The sequence below is a fragment of the Mesorhizobium delmotii genome, from assembly GCF_900149755.1.
Classification (GTDB): Bacteria; Pseudomonadota; Alphaproteobacteria; order Rhizobiales; family Rhizobiaceae; genus Mesorhizobium; species Mesorhizobium delmotii.
On sequence record NZ_FUIG01000013.1, the window covers coordinates 1758196 to 1775911 of the forward strand.

Here is a 17716-nt window from a genome sequence, read left to right on the forward strand (position 1 = left end):
GATCGTGTGGTTACGGGCAAGATCAAGCAGCGTCTTCGATCCCGAACTGCCGCTAGCCCAGGTTGCGGATGCCTACCGCGCCATGGATGGGCGGCGGGCTGCCAAAATGCTGCTTCGGGTCTGACTAGCGGCCGACGGGCGACGGTGAACGCGCCTGTATAGCAACCGGTCCGGCGCGACGCAGAGACCGAAGGACTTGCCGTGCGCTGGCCCTTGAACGTCTCATGAAATGGAGAAAAGACGATGACGAATGCCCTGCCTTTGATTGCCACGACGCTGGTGCTGCTCACTTCCGCTGCCGCCCAGGCTCAGGCAATGCTGGTCTCGCCCAACGGGTCACGCGTTTCCGTTCCGGGTCCTGCGGAAACGTTCACCGGCACCGTCACGGTCACGCCGCTGTTCGCGCCCAACGAGCACAGCAGTGCCGGCGGCGGCCTGGTCGAGTTCACACCGGCCGCTCGCTCGTACTGGCACACGCATCCGGCAGGCCAGACGCTGATCGTTACGGCGGGTGCGGGCTGGGTCCAGGAAGAAGGCGGAGAGAAGATCGCCATCAAGCCCGGCGACGTCATTTCGACCCCACCCGGGGTGAAGCACTGGCACGGCGCAGCCGCCGAAAGCTCCATGAGCCACATCGCGATAACGCCTGCGCGCGACGGCAATGTCGTCGAGTGGCTCGAGCCCGTCACCGACGACCAGTACCGCTGATCCCGAACCCGAGACGTAAGGAGAAGATCATGAAATCCGTTGCGGCTCTTGCGCTGGCCATGACCGTTGCACCTGTCGCCGGCAATGCAGCTTCAGGCGCCAATGACGATGTCGTAGCGCCTGCTCTCGAGCGGTATGAACAGGAAACTCTCGAGAAGGGGCTCTGGGCGCGGCCGGGCCTGTCCGCGCGCGACCGAAGTGTCGTTACGGTCGCGGCCGTCATTACGCGCAACCAGACGGGTCTAATGCCCGAGCAAATCCGCCGCGCGCTCGACAACGGGGTCAAACCCGCCGAACTCTCAGAGATCATCACGCATCTCGCCTTCTACGCAGGCTGGGGCAATGCCATGGCGGCGGTCGATGCGGCCAGGCCCGTCTATGCCGAGCGAGGCATCGGCGCCAACCAGCTTCCGGCAGCCGCCCCGACGCTGCTTCCGCTCGATGAGGCAAAGGAGGCCCGGCGTGCCGCGAGCGTCGAGCAGACCACCGGCCCGGCCTCTCCGGGCCTGGTGCGGGACACCCGCGAGGTGCTGTTCCGCGATCTGTGGCTGCGCCCGGACCTTGCGCCGCGTGACCGCAGCCTGGTCACGGTCAGCGCGCTGATTTCTGCCGGCCAGGTCGCTCAGGTGCCGTTCCACTTGAACCGCGCCATGGATAGCGGACTGACCCGCGAGGAGGCCTCGGAGGTCATCAGCCATCTCGCATACTATGCCGGTTGGCCGAATGCATTTTCGGCAGCGCCGGTCGCGCGGGAGATTTTCGAGAAGCGTACGAACCCTTAAGGGCGGCAAGGCACGAGGTCAGCGGATGATCAGGCCGGCATATCAAATGACGCTTCCGCCATGTTGAGCGACCGCTGGAGGAGGCCGCCGCGCTTTCAGGCCCCGCCATAGCGGAGGGCATCGACGATGACTTTGAAGGCCGGCAGGTTCTGCCGTCGGCTCGGGTAATAGACGTAGTAGCCCGGGAATTTCGGGCACCAGTCATCGAGCACCTGCACGAGATTGCCAGATGCGATGTGACGGTCGACGAGGTCCTCCGGCACGAAGGCGATGCCGTAACCCTTCAAAGCCGCATCGACCATGGCGTAGGAGGCGTTGAAGGTGAGCTGCCCATCCACCCGGACGCGAAGCTCATGACCGTCCTTCTCGAATTCCCAGGCATAGAGCCCGCCGCCACGAGTCTGGCGCATGTTCATACAGTTGTGCCCAATCAGCTCCTGCGGGTGGCGAGGCGGAGGATGCTCGGCGAAATAGTCGGGGGACGCGACCGCGACCATGCGCCAGTCCGGACCGATGCGGATCGCAATCATGTCCTTCTCGACGCTTTCACCCAACCGTACCCCCGCGTCGAACCCATCTTCGACGATGTTGCGCAGCCCGTTATCGATGCTGAGTTCCAGCTTGATGTCGGGATAATCTGCGAGCGCCGGCCTGAGCTTCGGCCAGACGAGGCTGTCGAACGCGTGATCCGAAAGGGTCAGCCGGATTGTTCCGGCAGGCTTATCGCGGAACTCCATCAGCGAGGCGATCTCCGCTTCGATTTCCGCAACGCGCGGTGCAAGCGACTGCCGTAGGCGCTCGCCGGCCTCGGTCGTCGCCACGCTGCGGGTCGTGCGCGTGAGCAGCCTAATGCCCATACGCGTTTCCAACCGCTTGATCGTGTGGCTGAGGGTGGACTGCGTGATGCCGAGCTTTGCGGCGGCGCGCGTGAAGCTCTTTTCCTCGGCAACGGCCAGGAACCACAAAAGGTCGTTGAAGTCTTCCTTGGCCATACCGTTTCCCAAACTGATCGCTGAAGATTTATGTCTCCCATCGATCAATGCAAGCGAATTAACGACCCTAATGCTCTTGATCGGGAGCGGCTACCCTGCCGGTCCGACAAGCCAACAGCCAGTCGTGTTGGCTTTCTCGCGAACCAAAAGGTGAAGGCCATGGAACTGACCATTAACGGCTCGACATTTCAGGTCGACGTCGAACCGGATACGCCGCTGCTCTGGGTAGTACGTGAAACCCTGGGTATGACCGGCACGAAGTATGGCTGCGGCGTCGCCCAGTGCGGCGCATGCACGGTGCTGATCGACGGACAGGCCACGCGATCCTGCGTGACGACGGTGGACAGCGTCGTCGGGATGGCGATCACGACGATCGAGGCGATCGAGCAGGATACCGAGGGCCGTAAGGTGGTCGAGGCGTGGCTCGCCAATCAGGTGCCGCAATGCGGCTACTGCCAGTCCGGCCAGGTGATGGCCGCCACAGCGCTCCTCAAGCAGACTGCGCAGCCCACCGAGGACGACATCGCCGGCGCGATGGTGAACCTCTGCCGCTGCGGCACCTACAACGCGATCTCGGCTGCCGTCCGGCAGGCCGCCCAGGCGTGAGGAGGAAACCATGAACGACATGACTCCTAGTCGGAACCACTGGTCCACAGGCAGCGAGGACGGTCCGCTCAACATCTCGCGCCGCAGCTTCCTCGGTGGCGCCGCAGCGCTCGTCTTATCCGTCACGGTGCCAGTCGGAAGCGCCCGGGCGCAGGCCGCCGCATCCATCACGCCCGGAGCTCGCGTCAGTGCCTTTCTGGAAATCCGCCCTGATAGCACCGTGCTGTTCCGCAGTGCCTTCATCGAGGGCGGACAGGGCATCTTCACCGCCATGGCGCAGATTGTCGGTGAGGAGTTGGATGTCGATCCCGTGAACTTCACGGTCGAGGGAGCGCCTCCCGGTCCCGATTATCTCCTGACCGGCGGCGGCCGCTTCACCGGCGGCAGTATGTCGGTGCGCATGAGCTACGAGACCATGCGCAAGCTCGGCGCCTCGGCACGCCAGATGCTGCTGCAGGCAGCGGCCGCGCGGCTCGGGCTGTCCATCTCGGAGCTATCCACCGAACCGGGCCGCGTGGTCCATGCAGCGTCCGGGCGGGCGATCCCTTACGGCGAGATCGCCGATGCGGCCGCCGATCTGTCGGTACCGACGGATGTCGTGCTGCGATCTCGCGACGATTTCCGCTGGATTGGCAAGCCCGTTCGCCGGCTCGACGGGCGCGAGAAGTCGACGGGACGCGCGCAGTATGCGATCGACCTCAAGGTGGACGGTATGCTTCACGCCGCCGTCCAGCACAGCCCGCGTCTCGGCGGGGAGCCGGGCGCCTTGACGAACGAGGCCGAGGTTCAGGCCATGCCCGGCGTGCACTCGATTCACCGCTTGCCTGGGGCAGTGGCGGTCGTCGCCGACAGCTGGTGGCGAGCGCGCCGCGCGGTGGAAGCTCTGCAGGTGACCTGGACGGAGCCTGCGGCTGCAACGCCTCGCGCCATGCCGGCTGATTTCTCCTCCGAGACCCACAAGGCAATGTTGAAGTCGACACCCGGAGACGGCGTCGCTTTCGAGCAGGAAGGCGACGCCGCAGGCACCCTTGCCGGCGCAGCGCGGATTGTGGAGGCGACCTATGACGCTCCCTACCTCGTGCACGGGCAGCTCGAGCCGCCCTCGGCGATCGCGCATTGGAATGCGGACGGGACTCTCGAGCTTTGGATCCCAAACCAGGCGCCCGAGATGTTCCAGGCCGAGGCTGCAAAGGTCGCGGGCATCGAGCCGGGCAAGGTGATCATCCACTCCCCTATGCTCGGCGGCTTCTTCGGGCGGCATTTCCTCTATCAGACGGCCAATCCGTTCCCGCAGGCGATCCTGCTAGCGAAGGCGGCAGGTCGTCCCGTCAAGCTCATCTGGAGCCGCGAGGAGGAATTCCTGCGCGACACGTTGAGACCAATGGGGGTCGCCCGTTTCCGCGCCGGTCTCGACGGCGACGGTTTGCCGGTCGCTCTGGATGCCGTTGCGGTGGGTGAAGGTCCGACAGGACGTTGGTTCGGCCGCCAGCCGGACAAGGTGGACAGCTCCGCCGTCGAAGGCATCGCGGGTAAAGTCTATGCGATTCCGAACCGGCGCGTCGGCCAGGTTCACGTCGACGACCCGGCGATCATCGGCTTCTGGCGGTCGGTTGGTCATTCGATGAACGACTTCTTCTACGAGACGTTCTTCGATGAAATGGCCGACGCAGGTCAGCAGGACCCCTACGAACTGCGGCTGCAGCTTCTCGCGGACAGCCCGCGCCACAGCAATCTTCTGCAGGCAGTCGCCGATCTGTCCGGGGGCTGGAAGCGCGGTCCCTTCGCGGCAGAGGACGGCAGCCGCCGCGCGCGCGGCGTCGCGATGGCGTCGCCGTTCGGCAGCGAGGTGGCGACGATCGCCGAGGTCTCGCTGCGCGACGGTGCGGTCGTGGTCCACGACGTCTGGGTGGCGATCGATCCCGGCAGCATCGTCAATCCGGCCATCATCGAGGCGCAGGTGAACTCGGCGGTCGCCCTCGGCCTGTCCTCGGCGCTCTTGGAGGAAGTCGTCTATGTCGACGGCATGCCGCAGGCGCGCAACTTCGACGGCTATCCCATCCTGCCGCCAGACCGCATGCCGCGCGTGCATGTTCGCATCGTCGAAAGCGGTGCGCCGATGGGCGGCATCGGCGAGCCTGGCCTGCCCGGCGTGCCGCCGGCGGTGGTTAATGCCGCCTCGGTGCTCACGGGCCAGCGTATCCGCAGCCTGCCCCTCTCGAAGCTCGACCTGAAAGGCATGGAAGGATGAGGAATCTCGTACTACCTGCCTTGACGATGATTGCAGCAACCTGGGCAACGGATCTGTCCGTTGCCCAGGAGGCGGATCCCGGTTCAGGAGAGCGCCTGTTCCGGCAGCGCTGCGGGGCCTGCCACCAGATCGCGACCACCCGGAACGGTGCCGGACCTCACCTGCAGGGCGTCGTCGGCCGCGCCGCCGCCAGCGTCGAAGGCTTCAATTACTCGCCCGCCCTGCGCGACTCCGGCATCACCTGGACGCCCGAGACGCTGGAAACCTACCTCGCGAATCCGACTGCCATGGTGGGCGGCACACGAATGGTTCAGCGCTTCAACAATGCCGAGGAGCGGCGCGCCATCATCGAATTCCTGAACAGCATGTAGCGCGGCGCCAGAGCCTGTTCGGGCAGCGCTTGATTCCCCGGTGTCCCCCGACTTTTGAGGCTGTAATTGATGGCCAGGCCGCCACCGACCGTGGGTAGCGCCTGTTTGTGCCGGCCTAGCATTTCATCTGCTTGCCGTCGGTTACCTTTAGTCCACTTTGAAGCCGGCCATATCTGGCGAGACGGCCAATGCATGTCGCGCAAAAGTGTGCAGCGGTTTTGCGATAACAACATGCATAAAACGACAACCTAAAGCGCGTCGCGTGAGGCCGGTCGAACGCGACGCGCTTTAGTCGCGAGACGGTCCATCAACAATCCCGGAATTGGGCAGAATTCCAAAATCCTGTGACTTGGCACCTTGTGCCGCGATCAAAAATCCGTCGGCGTGGAGACCTCGCCGCAGCAACTCTCTGACGGCTGCCGATCGGCTTGGCATGCGCCTTTCGAAACGCCAGTTTTCCAGTGCAGCCAATTCATCAGCAGTCAGCATGATCTGCAGTCGTTCGGGTCTTTCCAGTTCGGCCATTTCTGCCTCCAGCCGCTCAAAGTTAGTATTTAGCTAAGAGTTAGGGAAAGGCTGAGTGTGCGTCAAGGTCGGTCAATAAGCCGTTGGCGTGAAAGGCCCGGAGTTAATGTGAGGCGTCGATTGCGTATCCTGCGTGATATGCTAACTTGTTGATTTTACAGGAAATTTCTTGGATTTCAGCTTGTTATTAGAGCCGATCTGGCGCAAGCTGATCCCGAGGGACAAACCGCTCCTGAAAGGAGGGTTCTCCATGAGAGACGGTTATTCGGTTCGTTTGTGTCACGACGTCGACCGGCAAGTGTGGGCAGCCGCCCGGTGCAAGGGGATAGTCAATGTCACTGCGGTGGCTGAGACCGTTCGGCTGCGAAACCTCGCCGAAAACGTTGCGCTTGAAGACATCGAATGCCTGGTGTTGCAAGCCGCCCAGTTCTACGGGGCAGCCATGGAGTTCGACAGCCTGACCGTCTTCGAATTGGCTAACGTCCAACGGCTCTCAGTTCATCGCGATGCTTTGCCCGGGAGAGGCAACCTCGACGTTGTGGAGGACAGGGCAGTTTCGCTCTATCTTCGCCAGCCGGACCGAACGCAATAGGTCCGGCTGAGCGTCAGCACAGTCGGTCGGCGGAAAGCGTTCAGCTTCCCGGGCGCTTTCAATCGGCCGCGTTATCCTGCATCGACGCCTGGACGAAATGCAGCGGCGCTTCGAGCGTCCAGGTGACGCCTTGCTCGTGGAACTCCAGCCGCCCGCTGCCGCTGAGCGCTTGTGGCGCCACGCGCTCGAGGACGACCGCTCCGAAACCGCGCCCCCTGACAGCGTCCAGGATCGGCCCGTCCAACTCACGCCAGACCAGTCGAAAGGTGTCGGCGCCGTCGCCGGCAGGGATCACATTCCAATCGATTTCGACGCGTCCGCCGTTGCAGGACAGCGCTCCATGTTTTGCCGAATTGGTGGCGAGTTCGTGAAAGGCTATGCCGAGATACTGCACGGCATTCGGCTGCAGAATCAGCATTGGCCCGGCCATCGATACGCGGGACTGCGCTGCAAAGGCCTTGAGCTGTGCCTTGATGAGTTCGCCGACCGTGGCGCCGCGCCACTCGGCATTGACCAGGAGATCATGGGATTCCGAAAGCGCCGTGATGCGCTCCCGGACCTGCCCGAGGAAAGCCTCAGGTGTGCTCGTCAGCTTGCTGGTCTCGCGGATCATCGAGATGATGACCGAGAACTGGTTCTTCACCCTATGGTTGACTTCGCGCATGAGCAGACGGATGCGCCGTTCGTTCTCCTTGTGGGAACTGATGTCGCGCGCGATCTTGGAGGCGCCGACGACCCTCCCGATGGCGTCGCGGATCGGCGAGACGGTGAGCGAGACGGAAACGAGCGTGCCGTCCTTGCGCAGTCGCATCGTCTCATAGGAGGGGACGCGTTCGCCGGCGCGGATGCGGCTGATGATCGAGACTTCCTCGTCGAGACGATCGGGCGGAATGAGCATCGTCACTGGCCGGCCGATCGCCTCGGCAGACGTGTAGCCGAACAGGCGTTCTGCAGCGTCGTTCCAGCTGGTGATAATGCCATTCATGTCCTTCGAGACGATGGCGTCCATCGACGACTCGACAATGGCGGCAAGACGCATGCGGGCTTCATCGCCCAGCGTCTGCGTGCGCAGGTCGAGCAGCGTGTTGATCGCACCGACAACATTGCCCGCTTCGTCGCGAAGCAGGCGTGGGTGAGCCCTGAATGGGACGAGTTCGCCATCCGGCCGCTCCGCAATCGCCTGGTCCCAGGAGACATCCCGTCCTTCGCGCAGCGCCACGGCCATCGGACACTCGCCATGCGCCATATCCCGACCGTCCAGGTGACGAAGCTTCCACGAGCCGCACCATAGGTCCCGACCGACAACAGGACGATGGCCCCAGAGCTCGGCTGCGGCTTCGTTGAAGAAGGTGATACGTCCCTGTTCGTCGACGGTGTAGATGGCGACGGGCAGTGCCTGCATCAGATCGGCAGTCGGAATCCCCGGAACTCCGAGGCCGATATCGGTTTGTTCAACGAAGTTCACGTATGGGCGCCATTCTCGTGGATTTCTGCAGCGGACATAATGCCCTTGAGCGATTTCGGTTCCGTCGGGACAATCACGTGCGCCCCTTTGCCCGCAGCCGCGGCGACATTCCCGGACGAGGCCTAAAGCGCGTCGCGTTCGACCGACCTCAACCGACCTCACGCGACGCGCTTTAGGTTGTTGTTTTCATGCATGTCGTTATCGCAAAACCGCTGCGCACTTTTGCGCGACATGCATTAGAGCGACACCGGATCAACGCTGAAGTTTGTCCGCCTAATCGTGCGGGCACTAAATGCGTCCGAGAAGGACCAGGATAATCAAGATCAGCAGCACGAGACCGAGGCCGCCACCGCCATAATAGCCAGTGCCGTAGAACGGCCCGCCACCCAGACCGCTGAACCCGCCAAGCAAGATAAGGATCAAAATGATGATGAGTATGGTTCCGAGGCTCATGGTGGTTCTCCCATTCTTGCGCTGCCGCACCATACAAGGGCACGCCCATGCGCCTGTTGATGACGGTATGAACTCCCAGAGGGGCTTCCTGTTCCACCGGAAGTAGCATCGTTGTCGCTCGTCTAGCGGGAAAAGCCGGTAGGCTCACGAGAAAGCCCGCCGGCCGGGAGCCAGCGGGCCCGGACCACTGCGCCAGGCGGTGCTCACAGTCAGACGGCCTGATGATGTTCGGCGCCTCGGATTTTCATGCGAAAATGCGAGGCGCCGCGCCGCAGGCTTCAACGAAGACGTGAATAACTATTCACCTTCCTTGGCGTGCCGGTCGGGTGCCGCCGCCCTTCTTTTCGGGGTCATGAGTATGGTGGCTGTCGCGTTCGCCTCCGCCGCCTGAGATCTTGCTGCGGCTGCGCAGATCGGAATCGGCTGGCGGCTTTTCTATCACCAGCGGCTCCTTGGCATTTTCGTGCGATGCGCCAGGACCGCCATGGCGGATGCTGGCGCGGGTCTTCTTCGACGTGGACATGAAATCACCTAACGGTCCTGCTGGTGGCCCTGATGGGTCGTATTGACTTTCGTGTTGCCCTGCTGGCCCTGTTTGTCGGGATTTGGGGCGGAATGGCTGTGCTGCGTTTGGTCGACAGGAACCGACTTCCTGTCGCCCGGACCCTTAGGACTCTGGTTCTCGGCCGGAACGGGTGGTGGTTTTGTGCTCATGACGTTCTCCTTTCACTAGCAAAAACAAGCAGGCCCCCGAGAAGGTTCCTGAAACGAACCGTGCGAGGGGCAAACTTCTAACATTGCCAATTCCGGCCTTGTCGGCGCGTCGCAGCGCAATAATCTTTTGTTAGGGCGTGGGCACTTCGACCTATCGAAAGGAGCCGACCATGAAACACCAAACACTCGACCAACTGCAGACAATTGCAAAAGTTGAGCCCTCGGCGACATACCCGACCATGTCTCGGACGCAGCGGATCGAGCGTTGGGCAAAGCTTCTCGAACAAAATCCACGGCGTTGCCTCGGAGCGCTTTCAGGCACCGAATATCTCAGTCCTGAAGCTCGTGCCGTAGCGCGTGGCGCGGGGTCGCCGATCACCGTTGCCTATGAGGATCCGGTGCTGCGCGCCATGGGTCTGAAAGATGATACCTACGGTGAGGCAAAGCGCTTCTTCGAACTCAGTGACTGGCAGTTGCACAACATCGTCTGTCACTGCCACGTCGGTGCTACGATGCAAGCGCGATGGGCTGCCGCCAGAGTTCGCCGGACAATTACCGGGAACAGACTTCTGGCTTGGCTGAGGGCAAGGTTTGTGCATTGAGGCCAGCGCAGAACGGTGACGACAAGTCTTGATCGTTCTCGTTCGCGACTGGCCGCCAGGTGCTGGTGGCATTGCCTGCAACGCAGTGGATGGTGGAGCCGATGTCGTGCTTTCAGAGCGGCCGGGTGAAGACCTCATGCTCGCCCGGTCGGGGCTCATTGTCGGCGAGCACGAATTCGAGCGGACCCCATCTAAAGGGTGACCAGGATGAAGCTCGACTTCATGTGAACACGGCCCGCGCTCATACGATCCATACCACCACATATGCATCGCTCTCGGAGGAACAATAGCCGGTTGTGGTTGTTGGGATCGTCTGATGGAAGAAGGCAGCTACGAGAGCGCCCAGCGCCTCTATTTCGACGAGTCTAGCCGAGCAAGGAAGAAAGTGATGGCGTTCACTTTGACCAGTCCCGCCTTTCAGAACGGCCAGCCCATTCCGGATCGTCATGCCCGGCGCGGCGATAATCTCTCTCCGTTTCTGGAATGGAGCGATCCGCCGCCGGGCACTCGGAGCTACGTGCTCGTAATGGAAGATACGGATGCACCGTCACAGGCGTCCCGGCATTGGGTCGTCTACGACATCGGCGGAGACCGGCGTCATTTGGCCGAAGGTCGGAGTTCCAAAGCGCGAACCGAGGACCTGCCTCATGGCTTCAATGATTTCGGTAATCTTCACTACGATGGACCCGACCAGCATCCGGGCGGTAAGCCACACACCTACCGCTTCAGGCTCGCGGCCCTTGGCATTGCCAATCTTCCCATCGGCCCGGAACCCGATGCCCTGGTCGTGTGGCAGGCTGCCCGTGAAAACATGTTGGGTGAGGCGGAATTAATCGGCACTTACGGATGAATCAGCGCCAAGCAGCTTCGTTCTTCTGCTCGTAATGGCTGAATGCGGTCCGCAGTCAGTTGCCCGTCGGCACGGCTTGTCCGCAGAATTGGTTCACTTTGAACTTGAACATTCCGGGGAACTTCGAGCATCCGGGCTCAGGCGGCCACCTGAAGCACGATCTTGCCGCGCGTATGCTCGCTCTCCAGCCGTTCCTCGGCCTTAGCGACCTCCCCCAGAGGATAAGTCGCCTGCACGAACGGAGTTACCTTGCCGGCGTCAATGAGGCGGCTGATCCTCGCAAGCTGCGCCGCATTTGGCTCAGCCAGATAAGAAACGCCACGCGCCTGATGCAGGCGTGCCTGTTCGGCCGAGGGCTCAGAAACGGTGGAAACAAGTATCCCGCCGGGCTTCAGTACACTCCAGGAGCGGTCCTGTGTGTCGCCCGCGACCAGATCAAGAACCATATCGATGTCTTCGACCTCATCCTCGAAGCGCTGGTTCTTGTAGTCGACGGCCTGGTCGGCGCCAAGCTCGCGGACGAAATCGAAATCTTCGGCAGCAACGGTCGTCACGACAAATGCGCCCGCAGCCTTGGCAAACTGAATCGCCAGATGTCCGACACCGCCGGCGCCGCCATGGATGAGAACCCGCTGCCCGGATTTGAGGTCGCCATGGTCGAAAAGCCCCTGCCATGCTGTAGTCCCCGCAAGCGGCACGGCGGCGGCTTCCACATGGCTTAGACGTTCCGGTTTTGCCGCCGCTTCCGTCGCCTTGACCACGACGTATTCGGCGTTGCCACCGCGGTCGTTGCCAAGCATCGCAAACATCGGATCGCCCTTCTTCAACGTATGCGCCCGCGTGCCGCACAGCTCCACCACGCCCGATACGTCGCGGCCGAGCGTAACGGGCAGGTCCCCGCCCGCCGAACCCTCGCGGGTCTTGTAGTCGACGGGATTGACGCTCGCTGCGCAGACCTTGAGCGTGACCTCGTCGTCACGGGGCTGAGGCATCGGGACTTCATCCAGCGACAGAACCTCTGGTCCGCCAAACCTATGAACACGGACTGCTTTCATGGTCACCATAGAGTTCCTCCTTGTTTCGGGGTCCAGCGCAGGTCTGGAAGCGGGACGAGCATCGGGTGAATGGGATACGCGGCGATCCTGGCAGTCGAATGCGGATTTCACCAATCACTGGGGCCATCATCTTTCACTTAATCCGCTTCAAAGCCTTGCCCACCTAACCGGATTGCGGGCTGGAAGTTCCGATGAATTTCCGGGTTCGGGTCGTGGCATTCAAAGACCGTTCTCTCGGGCTCTACGAGAGACCTTGCGCAGAGTTCATCCCGTGACATTCCCGCAATCTCGTCAGGGAACTTTTCTGGAGGCACATGGTTGGAATGTGCGGCCGAAAGAATCCAGGCCCGTGCCAAGGAGGTTCGCCATGAAGCTTCGCGAGTTGATGGACTAAGTGAAGGATATGCCACCGGATACTCTGGTCTGTGCTGCCGAGATTGACGAGGCCTTTGCGGTCAACATTGCTGGCATAGAAACAGTAGAAAGTGCCCGGATCGAAAGCCGCAAGCCGGACGGCATCGAAGCCGTCGAACTCGCCAACGGGAACGACAAGGTTGTCGTAATCCGCTGGTGAACCGCTGGCTCATGCTGGAGCCGTCGCATGCTTGATCACTGAGCGCTGGAGGAGTCGCAGACCATGTTTCCGGTATTGAACAAAAGACTTTGCGCCGGCCTGATCGCCGGAACTCTGATGCTCTCGGCCGGCGGGTTTGCTCCGCTCGCAGCCCAGGAAATCCCAAACGACTTCACGGCGATCGTGCGCGAGAAAATTCCAGCCGTGGTCGCAATAACGACCAAACAGATCATCCAGGGCCAGGCGACGCTGGATGACTTTTTCAGTCCTTTCGGTAGGCCCGGCCTCGGACCGGAGCAACCACAGGTGCGAGAGGCCCTTGGTTCCGGCTTTGTGATCAGCCCAGAGGGGTACATCGTCACCAACAACCATGTCGTTGCCGATGCAAGCGAAATCCATGTCGTATTCTCCGACAAGCAGACTTTGCCTGCGCGGCTCGTCGGCCGGGATCCGGCAACCGACCTCGCGGTGCTGAAGATCGACCCACGGTCCAACATGACAACGACCGCCTGGGGTGACTCCGATGCAGTACAACCCGGCGCATGGACGATCGCGATCGGCAGTCCGTTCGGGCTCGGTGGGACCGTCACCGTCGGCGTGCTTTCGGCCCGTTCGCGCGACATCAATGCCGGTCCCTACGACGACTTTCTCCAGACCGACGCCTCAATCAATCGGGGCAATTCCGGCGGTCCCCTGTTCAATGCGCGCGGCGAAGTAATCGGGGTCAATACGGCCATCGTATCTCCCACAGGTGGCAGCATAGGCATTGGCTTTGCGGTACCATCCCGCACCGCCCGGAACGTCGTCGACCAGTTGATCCGCACCGGCAGGATCGAGCGCGGCTTCATCGGGGTGCGTCTCCAGGAGATCACCCCGTCGATTGCCGAGGCGCTTGGAATACCCGGCAGCAACGGAGCGCTCGTGGCCTCGGTCGAGCCCGGCAGTCCGGCAGAGCGGGCAGGTATACAGGCGGGAGACGTGATTACGCGATTTAACGGCAAGGACATCCAGAGCGTCCACGATCTGACGCTCGCGGCTGCGAGCCAAAAGCCGGGAACAAAGACGACGCTGACAAGGAATCGCGGGGGCTCTCAGCAGGAAGTAGCTCTGACCATCGGTCAGCGCGACGATGAGGAGGGACAAACCGGTGCCGTTCCGGGACCGGAAGCGCCGGACCAACGGCTCGGACTGTCGCTCAGTCCAATCCCGGATGAGGCGCGCCAGCAGCTCGGACTTCAGCCGGGCACCGCCGGGTTGTTCGTGCAAGAGGTGGCGCCGAACAGCCTCGCCGACCAAAACGGCCTCCGCGCGGGCGATGTGATCGTGTCAGCCAATAACCGGGATGTGACACAGCCGTCGGACATACAAGAGGAGTGGACGAAATCCCGCCAGCAGAACAAGCCCATATTGTTCCGCATCAACAGGCAAGGGCAATCTCTTTTCGTTGCCGTGGCCACGGCCAAATCTTGACGGGCCAGATCTTGACGAGAACGCGTTGAGCATAAGCTTGGCGAGCGTAAGCTTGGCCGAATAGGTCACACGCTTTCGCGAAGGCGGTCTTTACGCTGGCAACGGGAACAACAGCCGACCAAGGCCGTTTCGTCCAATGAGTCATTCGAACAGTTGGCAGAAAAAGGAGGCTTCGATGAGCGCCACCGGACTCGACGTATTCGACAAGACGCTGCAGACCACAAACATCTGGCTCGACGAGATCATGGCCGAGATGGGACCGGATCGGCAGATCGCATGGCATGTTCTTGGAGCGGTGCTCCACGCCCTGCGCGACCGCATGCAACCGGATCTTGCGGCCCACCTCGGCTCGCAGCTGCCGATCCTCGTGCGCGGCGCCTATTACGACCAATATCGGCCTTCCAAGACGCCCGAGAAGTTGCGGTCGCTCGACGAATTTCTGGCCAAAATCAAGGCGGAGCTGGAATTCACCCGACCGGTCGATTCAAAGGATGCATTCAGGGTCGTATCCAAGGTGCTCGCTCACCATGTGGGAGAGGGGCAGATGATCAAGGTTTGGGATTCCTTGCCAGCAGAAATCAGGCGCGTCGCTGAAGCTCAGCAAGCGGCGTGAAATAGCGCAGGAATCTCGGCAGTCTCGGCCGTAACGCTTCTTTGAGGAGATGGAAATGCCACTTACCCTTATCAGCCCGGCGTTCCCGGCTGGCGGGAAAATCCCTGAAAGGTATACCCGTGACGGCCAGAACGTCTCGCCGCCGCTGAAGTGGTCCGGTGTTCCGGATGATGCGAAGAGTCTTGTTCTTGTCGTGCAGGATCCCGACGCGCCGAGCGGGATCTTCGGGCACTGGGCGGTGTTCAATATCCCGCCCGATGCCAGCGAACTCGCCGAGGCGCAGGATGGCAAGCCAGGTCCGTCGGCACTTCGCCAAGGCACCAACGATTTCGGCAATGCATATTACGACGGCCCGCAGCCGCCAGTGGGGCATGGCGTCCATCATTATCATTTCCGGCTGGCCGCGCTCGACGTGCCGAGCCTCAGTGTGCCGGGACAGGCGGGCGTGCAGTCTGTCTGGAAGGAAGCCCAGAAGCATGCGCTGGAGCAGACCGAGCTGGTCGGAACCTACGCACGGTAACGCCGGGCCGTGTCAGTCGCCGCCTTTTTTACAGCGCGGCCGGGGCAAGCGGTTTTCGAGCCGGGCCATGGATGACCGAACCGTTGGCGGCGAAAATCGAGCCATGGCAAGGACAATCCCAGGTGTTGTCCGCGTTGTTCCAGGTCACGGTGCAGCCCTTGTGGGTGCATGTCGCCGAAACGGGGTGGAGTACCCCTTCAGTGTCTCTCAACGCCGCGATCTTTTCGTCACCCCTGACGATCACACCGCCCATGCCGGGCACGATGTCGTCGAGGCTTGAGACAATCGATTGGCTGCGGCCATTCTTATGAAAGTCCTCGGGATAAGACCGCGCCGGGTCATAGAGCCTTTGCCATGGGCTCGACCGAGCGCAGATCAAATCCGCGATCATCGTGCCTGCGGCCGTTCCATTGGTGATGCCCCAGGCGTTGAATCCCGTGGCGATATGAAAACCGCAGGCTTTGTCCGGATCGGGTTCGCCGGCATACGGAACTCTATCGGCCGTATCATAGTCCTCGTTACACCAGCGCCACGCAACGTCCCCAACTGGAAGGTTCATTCTTGCCCATTGTTCCAGCTCGACGAACCGTTTCGCCACGTCGCCGTCCTGGCCCGTGTCAAACTTGGGGCCGAGCGCGACCAGCAGCGGGCCTTCGGCATCGCGGCCGGTGCGGATGGAATGCGTCGGATCATCGATGCCGATGAACATGCCGTCGACGGCAAGAGGGTCATCGATCCGAAACGCCATGGCGGTGTGGCAGCGCGGCTGGGTCCGGTTCGCCATTCCGACGGGGCTCTTCACCGTCATGTTGGTGGCGACGACCACATGCTCGGCGTGAACGGTGCCGCTGTCGGTGACGACGCGCCAGCGGCTTGCCTCGCCGATCGAGATCGCGCGGCTGTTTTCGAAAATCCGTCCGCCACGGGCCGTCACCGCTTGAGCCAGGCCAACCAGATACATCGCCGGATTGAACTGAGCCTGGTCGGAGAAACGCAGAGCGGCGGCCGTTTCGAAAGGCAGCGGCGCACGCTCCAGAACATCGGCGTCCAGCCCAACTTGGCGCGCGGCCTCTGCCTCGGCCACGATCTCCGCGCGCCGGCTTGCATCGCAGGTGTAGGTATAGGCGTTCTTGGCCTCGAGATCGCAGGGGATTGCATAATTGCGAACCCATTCCCGGACCTGGACGGCGCCGGCGGAATTCGCATCGGCATAGGTCTGCGCCAGGTCCCGCCCGAAAGTGTCGATGAGATGGCGATAGATCAGCGCGTGCTGCGTCGTGATCTTGGCCGTCGAGCGGCCGGTCACCTGGCCGCCTGTCCGCAGGCCTTCGACGACGATCACCGACCGACCGGCCTCGCAAAGGCGAAGCGCCGTCGTGAGCCCGACAATCCCGGCGCCCACGACAACGGCATCGGCATGGATCGAGCCTTCGAGCGGAGAATAGTTCGTAGCGGTGGCTGCCGCCACCCAACAGCTTCCCGGTTTTCCCGAAAGAATGGCCATTTCACCGGCGTCCCATGCGTTCGATGCATCTCCATCGACAACCCGCCCCGGCGCGAAAACGTTCCGGATTTACCGTCTTCAGTCGTTGTTTGGCCGTCCGGAAGCTACAAACGCACTGGGAAGATGCGAGGTGCAAGCCATCACCCAGGTGATCGCCTCGCGATCGTATTCATCGCCGGAGCGCCAATCCTCGAAGAAGGTGTTCAACCTCCCGATACGCTCGGGCCAGACGCCCGCGGCCTGCAGGCCCAGCGACACGCCGTAATTGGTGAAGGCGAATTTCGTATCGGGCAGCCACGGCGCGCGGCTGAAATAGCCCGGCGGGTCGACCCACATCGTTTCCAAATTCCGCAGCGAACGTTTCGTCTGCGCTTTGGCCCATGGCTCGGCGGGAAAGAGGTGGGCGAGCCACAGCATCATGCCGAGGCCGAGATCCTGTTCGATGTCGAGGGTGCGCCAGTCGCGCTCCATTAGGTCATGCATCTGCGCGATCTCGGGCGCCAGCGCGTCTTCATCGAGCATCCGGTAGGAGACGTAACCATCGTAGGCATCCATGCTGCCGAGACCGTAACCGGGATAAGGACCGCTCAAATCCTCCTGCATTTTCCAGATCACGCCGCGGCCGGGGATCACGAAGGCCGAATGGATATCGCGCGCCAGCTCAATGCCGCGCGCGCGGTATCGCGGTTTCAGATCGCCGAGCCGCGCCAGGGCGAACAGCCACATCGCCAGGTATTGGAAATACTGTCCGTCGCGATCTGCCGCTTCGCCGATCCTCAATCCGCGCCGCCGACCGAGCACACGCTCGACCTCCGCCACCAGCCGTTCAGCCTCACCCAGCCAACGTTCCTCGCCGAGCTCCTTGTAAAGCGAGACATAGAGCACGACCGCAAAAGCATCGGTCCAGAGATAGCGCAGGCCGTTGGGCCAGATGCCTTCGGCGCGCATCCAGTCGAGTTTTCGCAGGACATAGTCAACGTCGCGCAGCATAACGCTGATCTAGAGCCCGAACGGATAGGTATCGGGTGCTCCGGCCTTGGCATGCTTCGGCCCGAGCTGAGTGCCGGCCGGC

The 17716-nt window shown here is 62.1% G+C and carries 21 protein-coding genes and 1 pseudogene; 12 read left to right on the forward strand and 10 right to left on the reverse strand.

The window, feature by feature from the left end; all coding sequences use genetic code 11:
* The first annotated feature begins 243 nt into the window (after positions 1 to 243).
* Complete coding sequence (locus tag BQ8482_RS09820) at positions 244 to 708, forward strand: (R)-mandelonitrile lyase (protein ID WP_425294077.1); 465 nt, start codon at positions 244 to 246, stop codon at positions 706 to 708.
* Between the two features lie 29 nt (positions 709 to 737).
* Positions 738 to 1490, forward strand: coding sequence for a carboxymuconolactone decarboxylase family protein (locus BQ8482_RS09825; protein ID WP_123147247.1), 753 nt, complete (start codon positions 738 to 740; stop codon positions 1488 to 1490).
* Positions 1491 to 1585: 95 nt separating this feature from the next.
* Here BQ8482_RS09825 and BQ8482_RS09830 read toward each other — a convergent pair whose 3' ends face one another.
* Entirely contained in the window at positions 1586 to 2482 is an 897-nt protein-coding gene (locus tag BQ8482_RS09830) for a LysR family transcriptional regulator (RefSeq protein ID WP_123147248.1), read from the reverse strand.
* 159 nt (positions 2483 to 2641) lie between these two features.
* Here BQ8482_RS09830 and BQ8482_RS09835 point away from each other — a divergent pair, with 159 nt between their 5' ends.
* The 3 genes from BQ8482_RS09835 to BQ8482_RS09845 are packed head-to-tail and all read left to right on the forward strand — an operon-like array spanning position 2642 to position 5707.
* The gene (locus BQ8482_RS09835; protein WP_123147249.1) at positions 2642 to 3088 is read left to right on the forward strand and encodes a (2Fe-2S)-binding protein; all 447 of its coding nucleotides are present in this window, start codon (positions 2642 to 2644) and stop codon (positions 3086 to 3088) included.
* 10 nt (positions 3089 to 3098) lie between these two features.
* A complete protein-coding gene (locus BQ8482_RS09840) occupies positions 3099 to 5336 on the forward strand; it encodes a xanthine dehydrogenase family protein molybdopterin-binding subunit (RefSeq protein WP_123147250.1) in 2238 nt (745 codons plus the stop codon).
* Positions 5337 to 5362: 26 nt separating this feature from the next.
* Complete coding sequence (locus BQ8482_RS09845) at positions 5363 to 5707, forward strand: c-type cytochrome (RefSeq protein ID WP_244602717.1); 345 nt, start codon at positions 5363 to 5365, stop codon at positions 5705 to 5707.
* A 288-nt stretch (positions 5708 to 5995) separates the two neighbouring features.
* Here BQ8482_RS09845 and BQ8482_RS09855 read toward each other — a convergent pair whose 3' ends face one another.
* Positions 5996 to 6232: a hypothetical protein gene (locus BQ8482_RS09855; protein ID WP_123147252.1), complete on the reverse strand. Its 237-nt coding sequence runs from the start codon at positions 6230 to 6232 to the stop codon at positions 5996 to 5998.
* A gap of 169 nt (positions 6233 to 6401) precedes the next feature.
* Between BQ8482_RS09855 and BQ8482_RS09860 the strand changes: the two genes are divergently transcribed.
* The gene (locus BQ8482_RS09860) at positions 6402 to 6824 is read left to right on the forward strand and encodes a hypothetical protein (RefSeq protein WP_244602681.1); all 423 of its coding nucleotides are present in this window, start codon (positions 6402 to 6404) and stop codon (positions 6822 to 6824) included.
* A gap of 58 nt (positions 6825 to 6882) precedes the next feature.
* On the opposite strand, the gene BQ8482_RS09865 is transcribed toward BQ8482_RS09860, so the two are convergent.
* From BQ8482_RS09865 to BQ8482_RS09880, 4 genes are all read right to left on the reverse strand, one after another.
* Entirely contained in the window at positions 6883 to 8289 is a 1407-nt protein-coding gene (locus tag BQ8482_RS09865; RefSeq protein WP_244602682.1) for a PAS domain S-box protein, read from the reverse strand.
* Between the two features lie 288 nt (positions 8290 to 8577).
* Positions 8578 to 8742, reverse strand: a complete 165-nt coding sequence (locus BQ8482_RS09870; RefSeq protein ID WP_077381102.1) for a DUF3309 family protein — start codon at positions 8740 to 8742, stop codon at positions 8578 to 8580.
* Positions 8743 to 9043: 301 nt separating this feature from the next.
* The gene (locus BQ8482_RS09875; RefSeq protein ID WP_123147253.1) at positions 9044 to 9265 is read right to left on the reverse strand and encodes a hypothetical protein; all 222 of its coding nucleotides are present in this window, start codon (positions 9263 to 9265) and stop codon (positions 9044 to 9046) included.
* A gap of 8 nt (positions 9266 to 9273) precedes the next feature.
* Positions 9274 to 9456, reverse strand: a complete 183-nt coding sequence (locus BQ8482_RS09880; protein ID WP_123147254.1) for a hypothetical protein — start codon at positions 9454 to 9456, stop codon at positions 9274 to 9276.
* A gap of 170 nt (positions 9457 to 9626) precedes the next feature.
* Here BQ8482_RS09880 and BQ8482_RS09885 point away from each other — a divergent pair, with 170 nt between their 5' ends.
* Entirely contained in the window at positions 9627 to 10058 is a 432-nt protein-coding gene (locus tag BQ8482_RS09885; RefSeq protein WP_095491718.1) for a hypothetical protein, read from the forward strand.
* Positions 10059 to 10173: 115 nt separating this feature from the next.
* Here the strand turns inward: BQ8482_RS09885 and BQ8482_RS40520 are convergent.
* Positions 10174 to 10282 (reverse strand): annotated as a pseudogene (locus BQ8482_RS40520) (DUF4396 domain-containing protein); the annotation flags it as partial.
* Between the two features lie 92 nt (positions 10283 to 10374).
* Between BQ8482_RS40520 and BQ8482_RS09890 the strand changes: the two are divergent.
* Positions 10375 to 10908, forward strand: a complete 534-nt coding sequence (locus BQ8482_RS09890; RefSeq protein WP_244602683.1) for a YbhB/YbcL family Raf kinase inhibitor-like protein — start codon at positions 10375 to 10377, stop codon at positions 10906 to 10908.
* A 137-nt stretch (positions 10909 to 11045) separates the two neighbouring features.
* On the opposite strand, the gene BQ8482_RS09895 is transcribed toward BQ8482_RS09890, so the two are convergent.
* Positions 11046 to 11900 (reverse strand): NADP-dependent oxidoreductase, encoded by an 855-nt coding sequence (locus BQ8482_RS09895; RefSeq protein ID WP_244602684.1) that lies wholly within the window; start codon positions 11898 to 11900, stop codon positions 11046 to 11048.
* A 466-nt stretch (positions 11901 to 12366) separates the two neighbouring features.
* Between BQ8482_RS09895 and BQ8482_RS09900 the strand changes: the two genes are divergently transcribed.
* From BQ8482_RS09900 to BQ8482_RS09915, 4 genes are all read left to right on the forward strand, one after another.
* Positions 12367 to 12537 carry a sugar phosphorylase gene (locus BQ8482_RS09900; protein ID WP_244602685.1) on the forward strand — a complete coding sequence of 57 codons (171 nt, stop codon included), beginning with the start codon at positions 12367 to 12369 and terminating at the stop codon, positions 12535 to 12537.
* 63 nt (positions 12538 to 12600) lie between these two features.
* Positions 12601 to 14007: a Do family serine endopeptidase gene (locus BQ8482_RS09905; RefSeq protein WP_123147255.1), complete on the forward strand. Its 1407-nt coding sequence runs from the start codon at positions 12601 to 12603 to the stop codon at positions 14005 to 14007.
* 175 nt (positions 14008 to 14182) lie between these two features.
* The gene (locus BQ8482_RS09910; protein WP_123147510.1) at positions 14183 to 14620 is read left to right on the forward strand and encodes a DUF2267 domain-containing protein; all 438 of its coding nucleotides are present in this window, start codon (positions 14183 to 14185) and stop codon (positions 14618 to 14620) included.
* Positions 14621 to 14675: 55 nt separating this feature from the next.
* Positions 14676 to 15140 carry a YbhB/YbcL family Raf kinase inhibitor-like protein gene (locus BQ8482_RS09915; protein WP_123147511.1) on the forward strand — a complete coding sequence of 155 codons (465 nt, stop codon included), beginning with the start codon at positions 14676 to 14678 and terminating at the stop codon, positions 15138 to 15140.
* 28 nt (positions 15141 to 15168) lie between these two features.
* Here the strand turns inward: BQ8482_RS09915 and BQ8482_RS09920 are convergent, their stop codons facing one another.
* Together BQ8482_RS09920 and BQ8482_RS09925 are read right to left on the reverse strand one after the other, a co-directional pair.
* Positions 15169 to 16644 carry an FAD-dependent oxidoreductase gene (locus BQ8482_RS09920; RefSeq protein ID WP_123147256.1) on the reverse strand — a complete coding sequence of 492 codons (1476 nt, stop codon included), beginning with the start codon at positions 16642 to 16644 and terminating at the stop codon, positions 15169 to 15171.
* Positions 16645 to 16722: 78 nt separating this feature from the next.
* Positions 16723 to 17634: a hypothetical protein gene (locus BQ8482_RS09925; RefSeq protein ID WP_123147257.1), complete on the reverse strand. Its 912-nt coding sequence runs from the start codon at positions 17632 to 17634 to the stop codon at positions 16723 to 16725.
* Positions 17635 to 17716 lie beyond the last annotated feature (82 nt).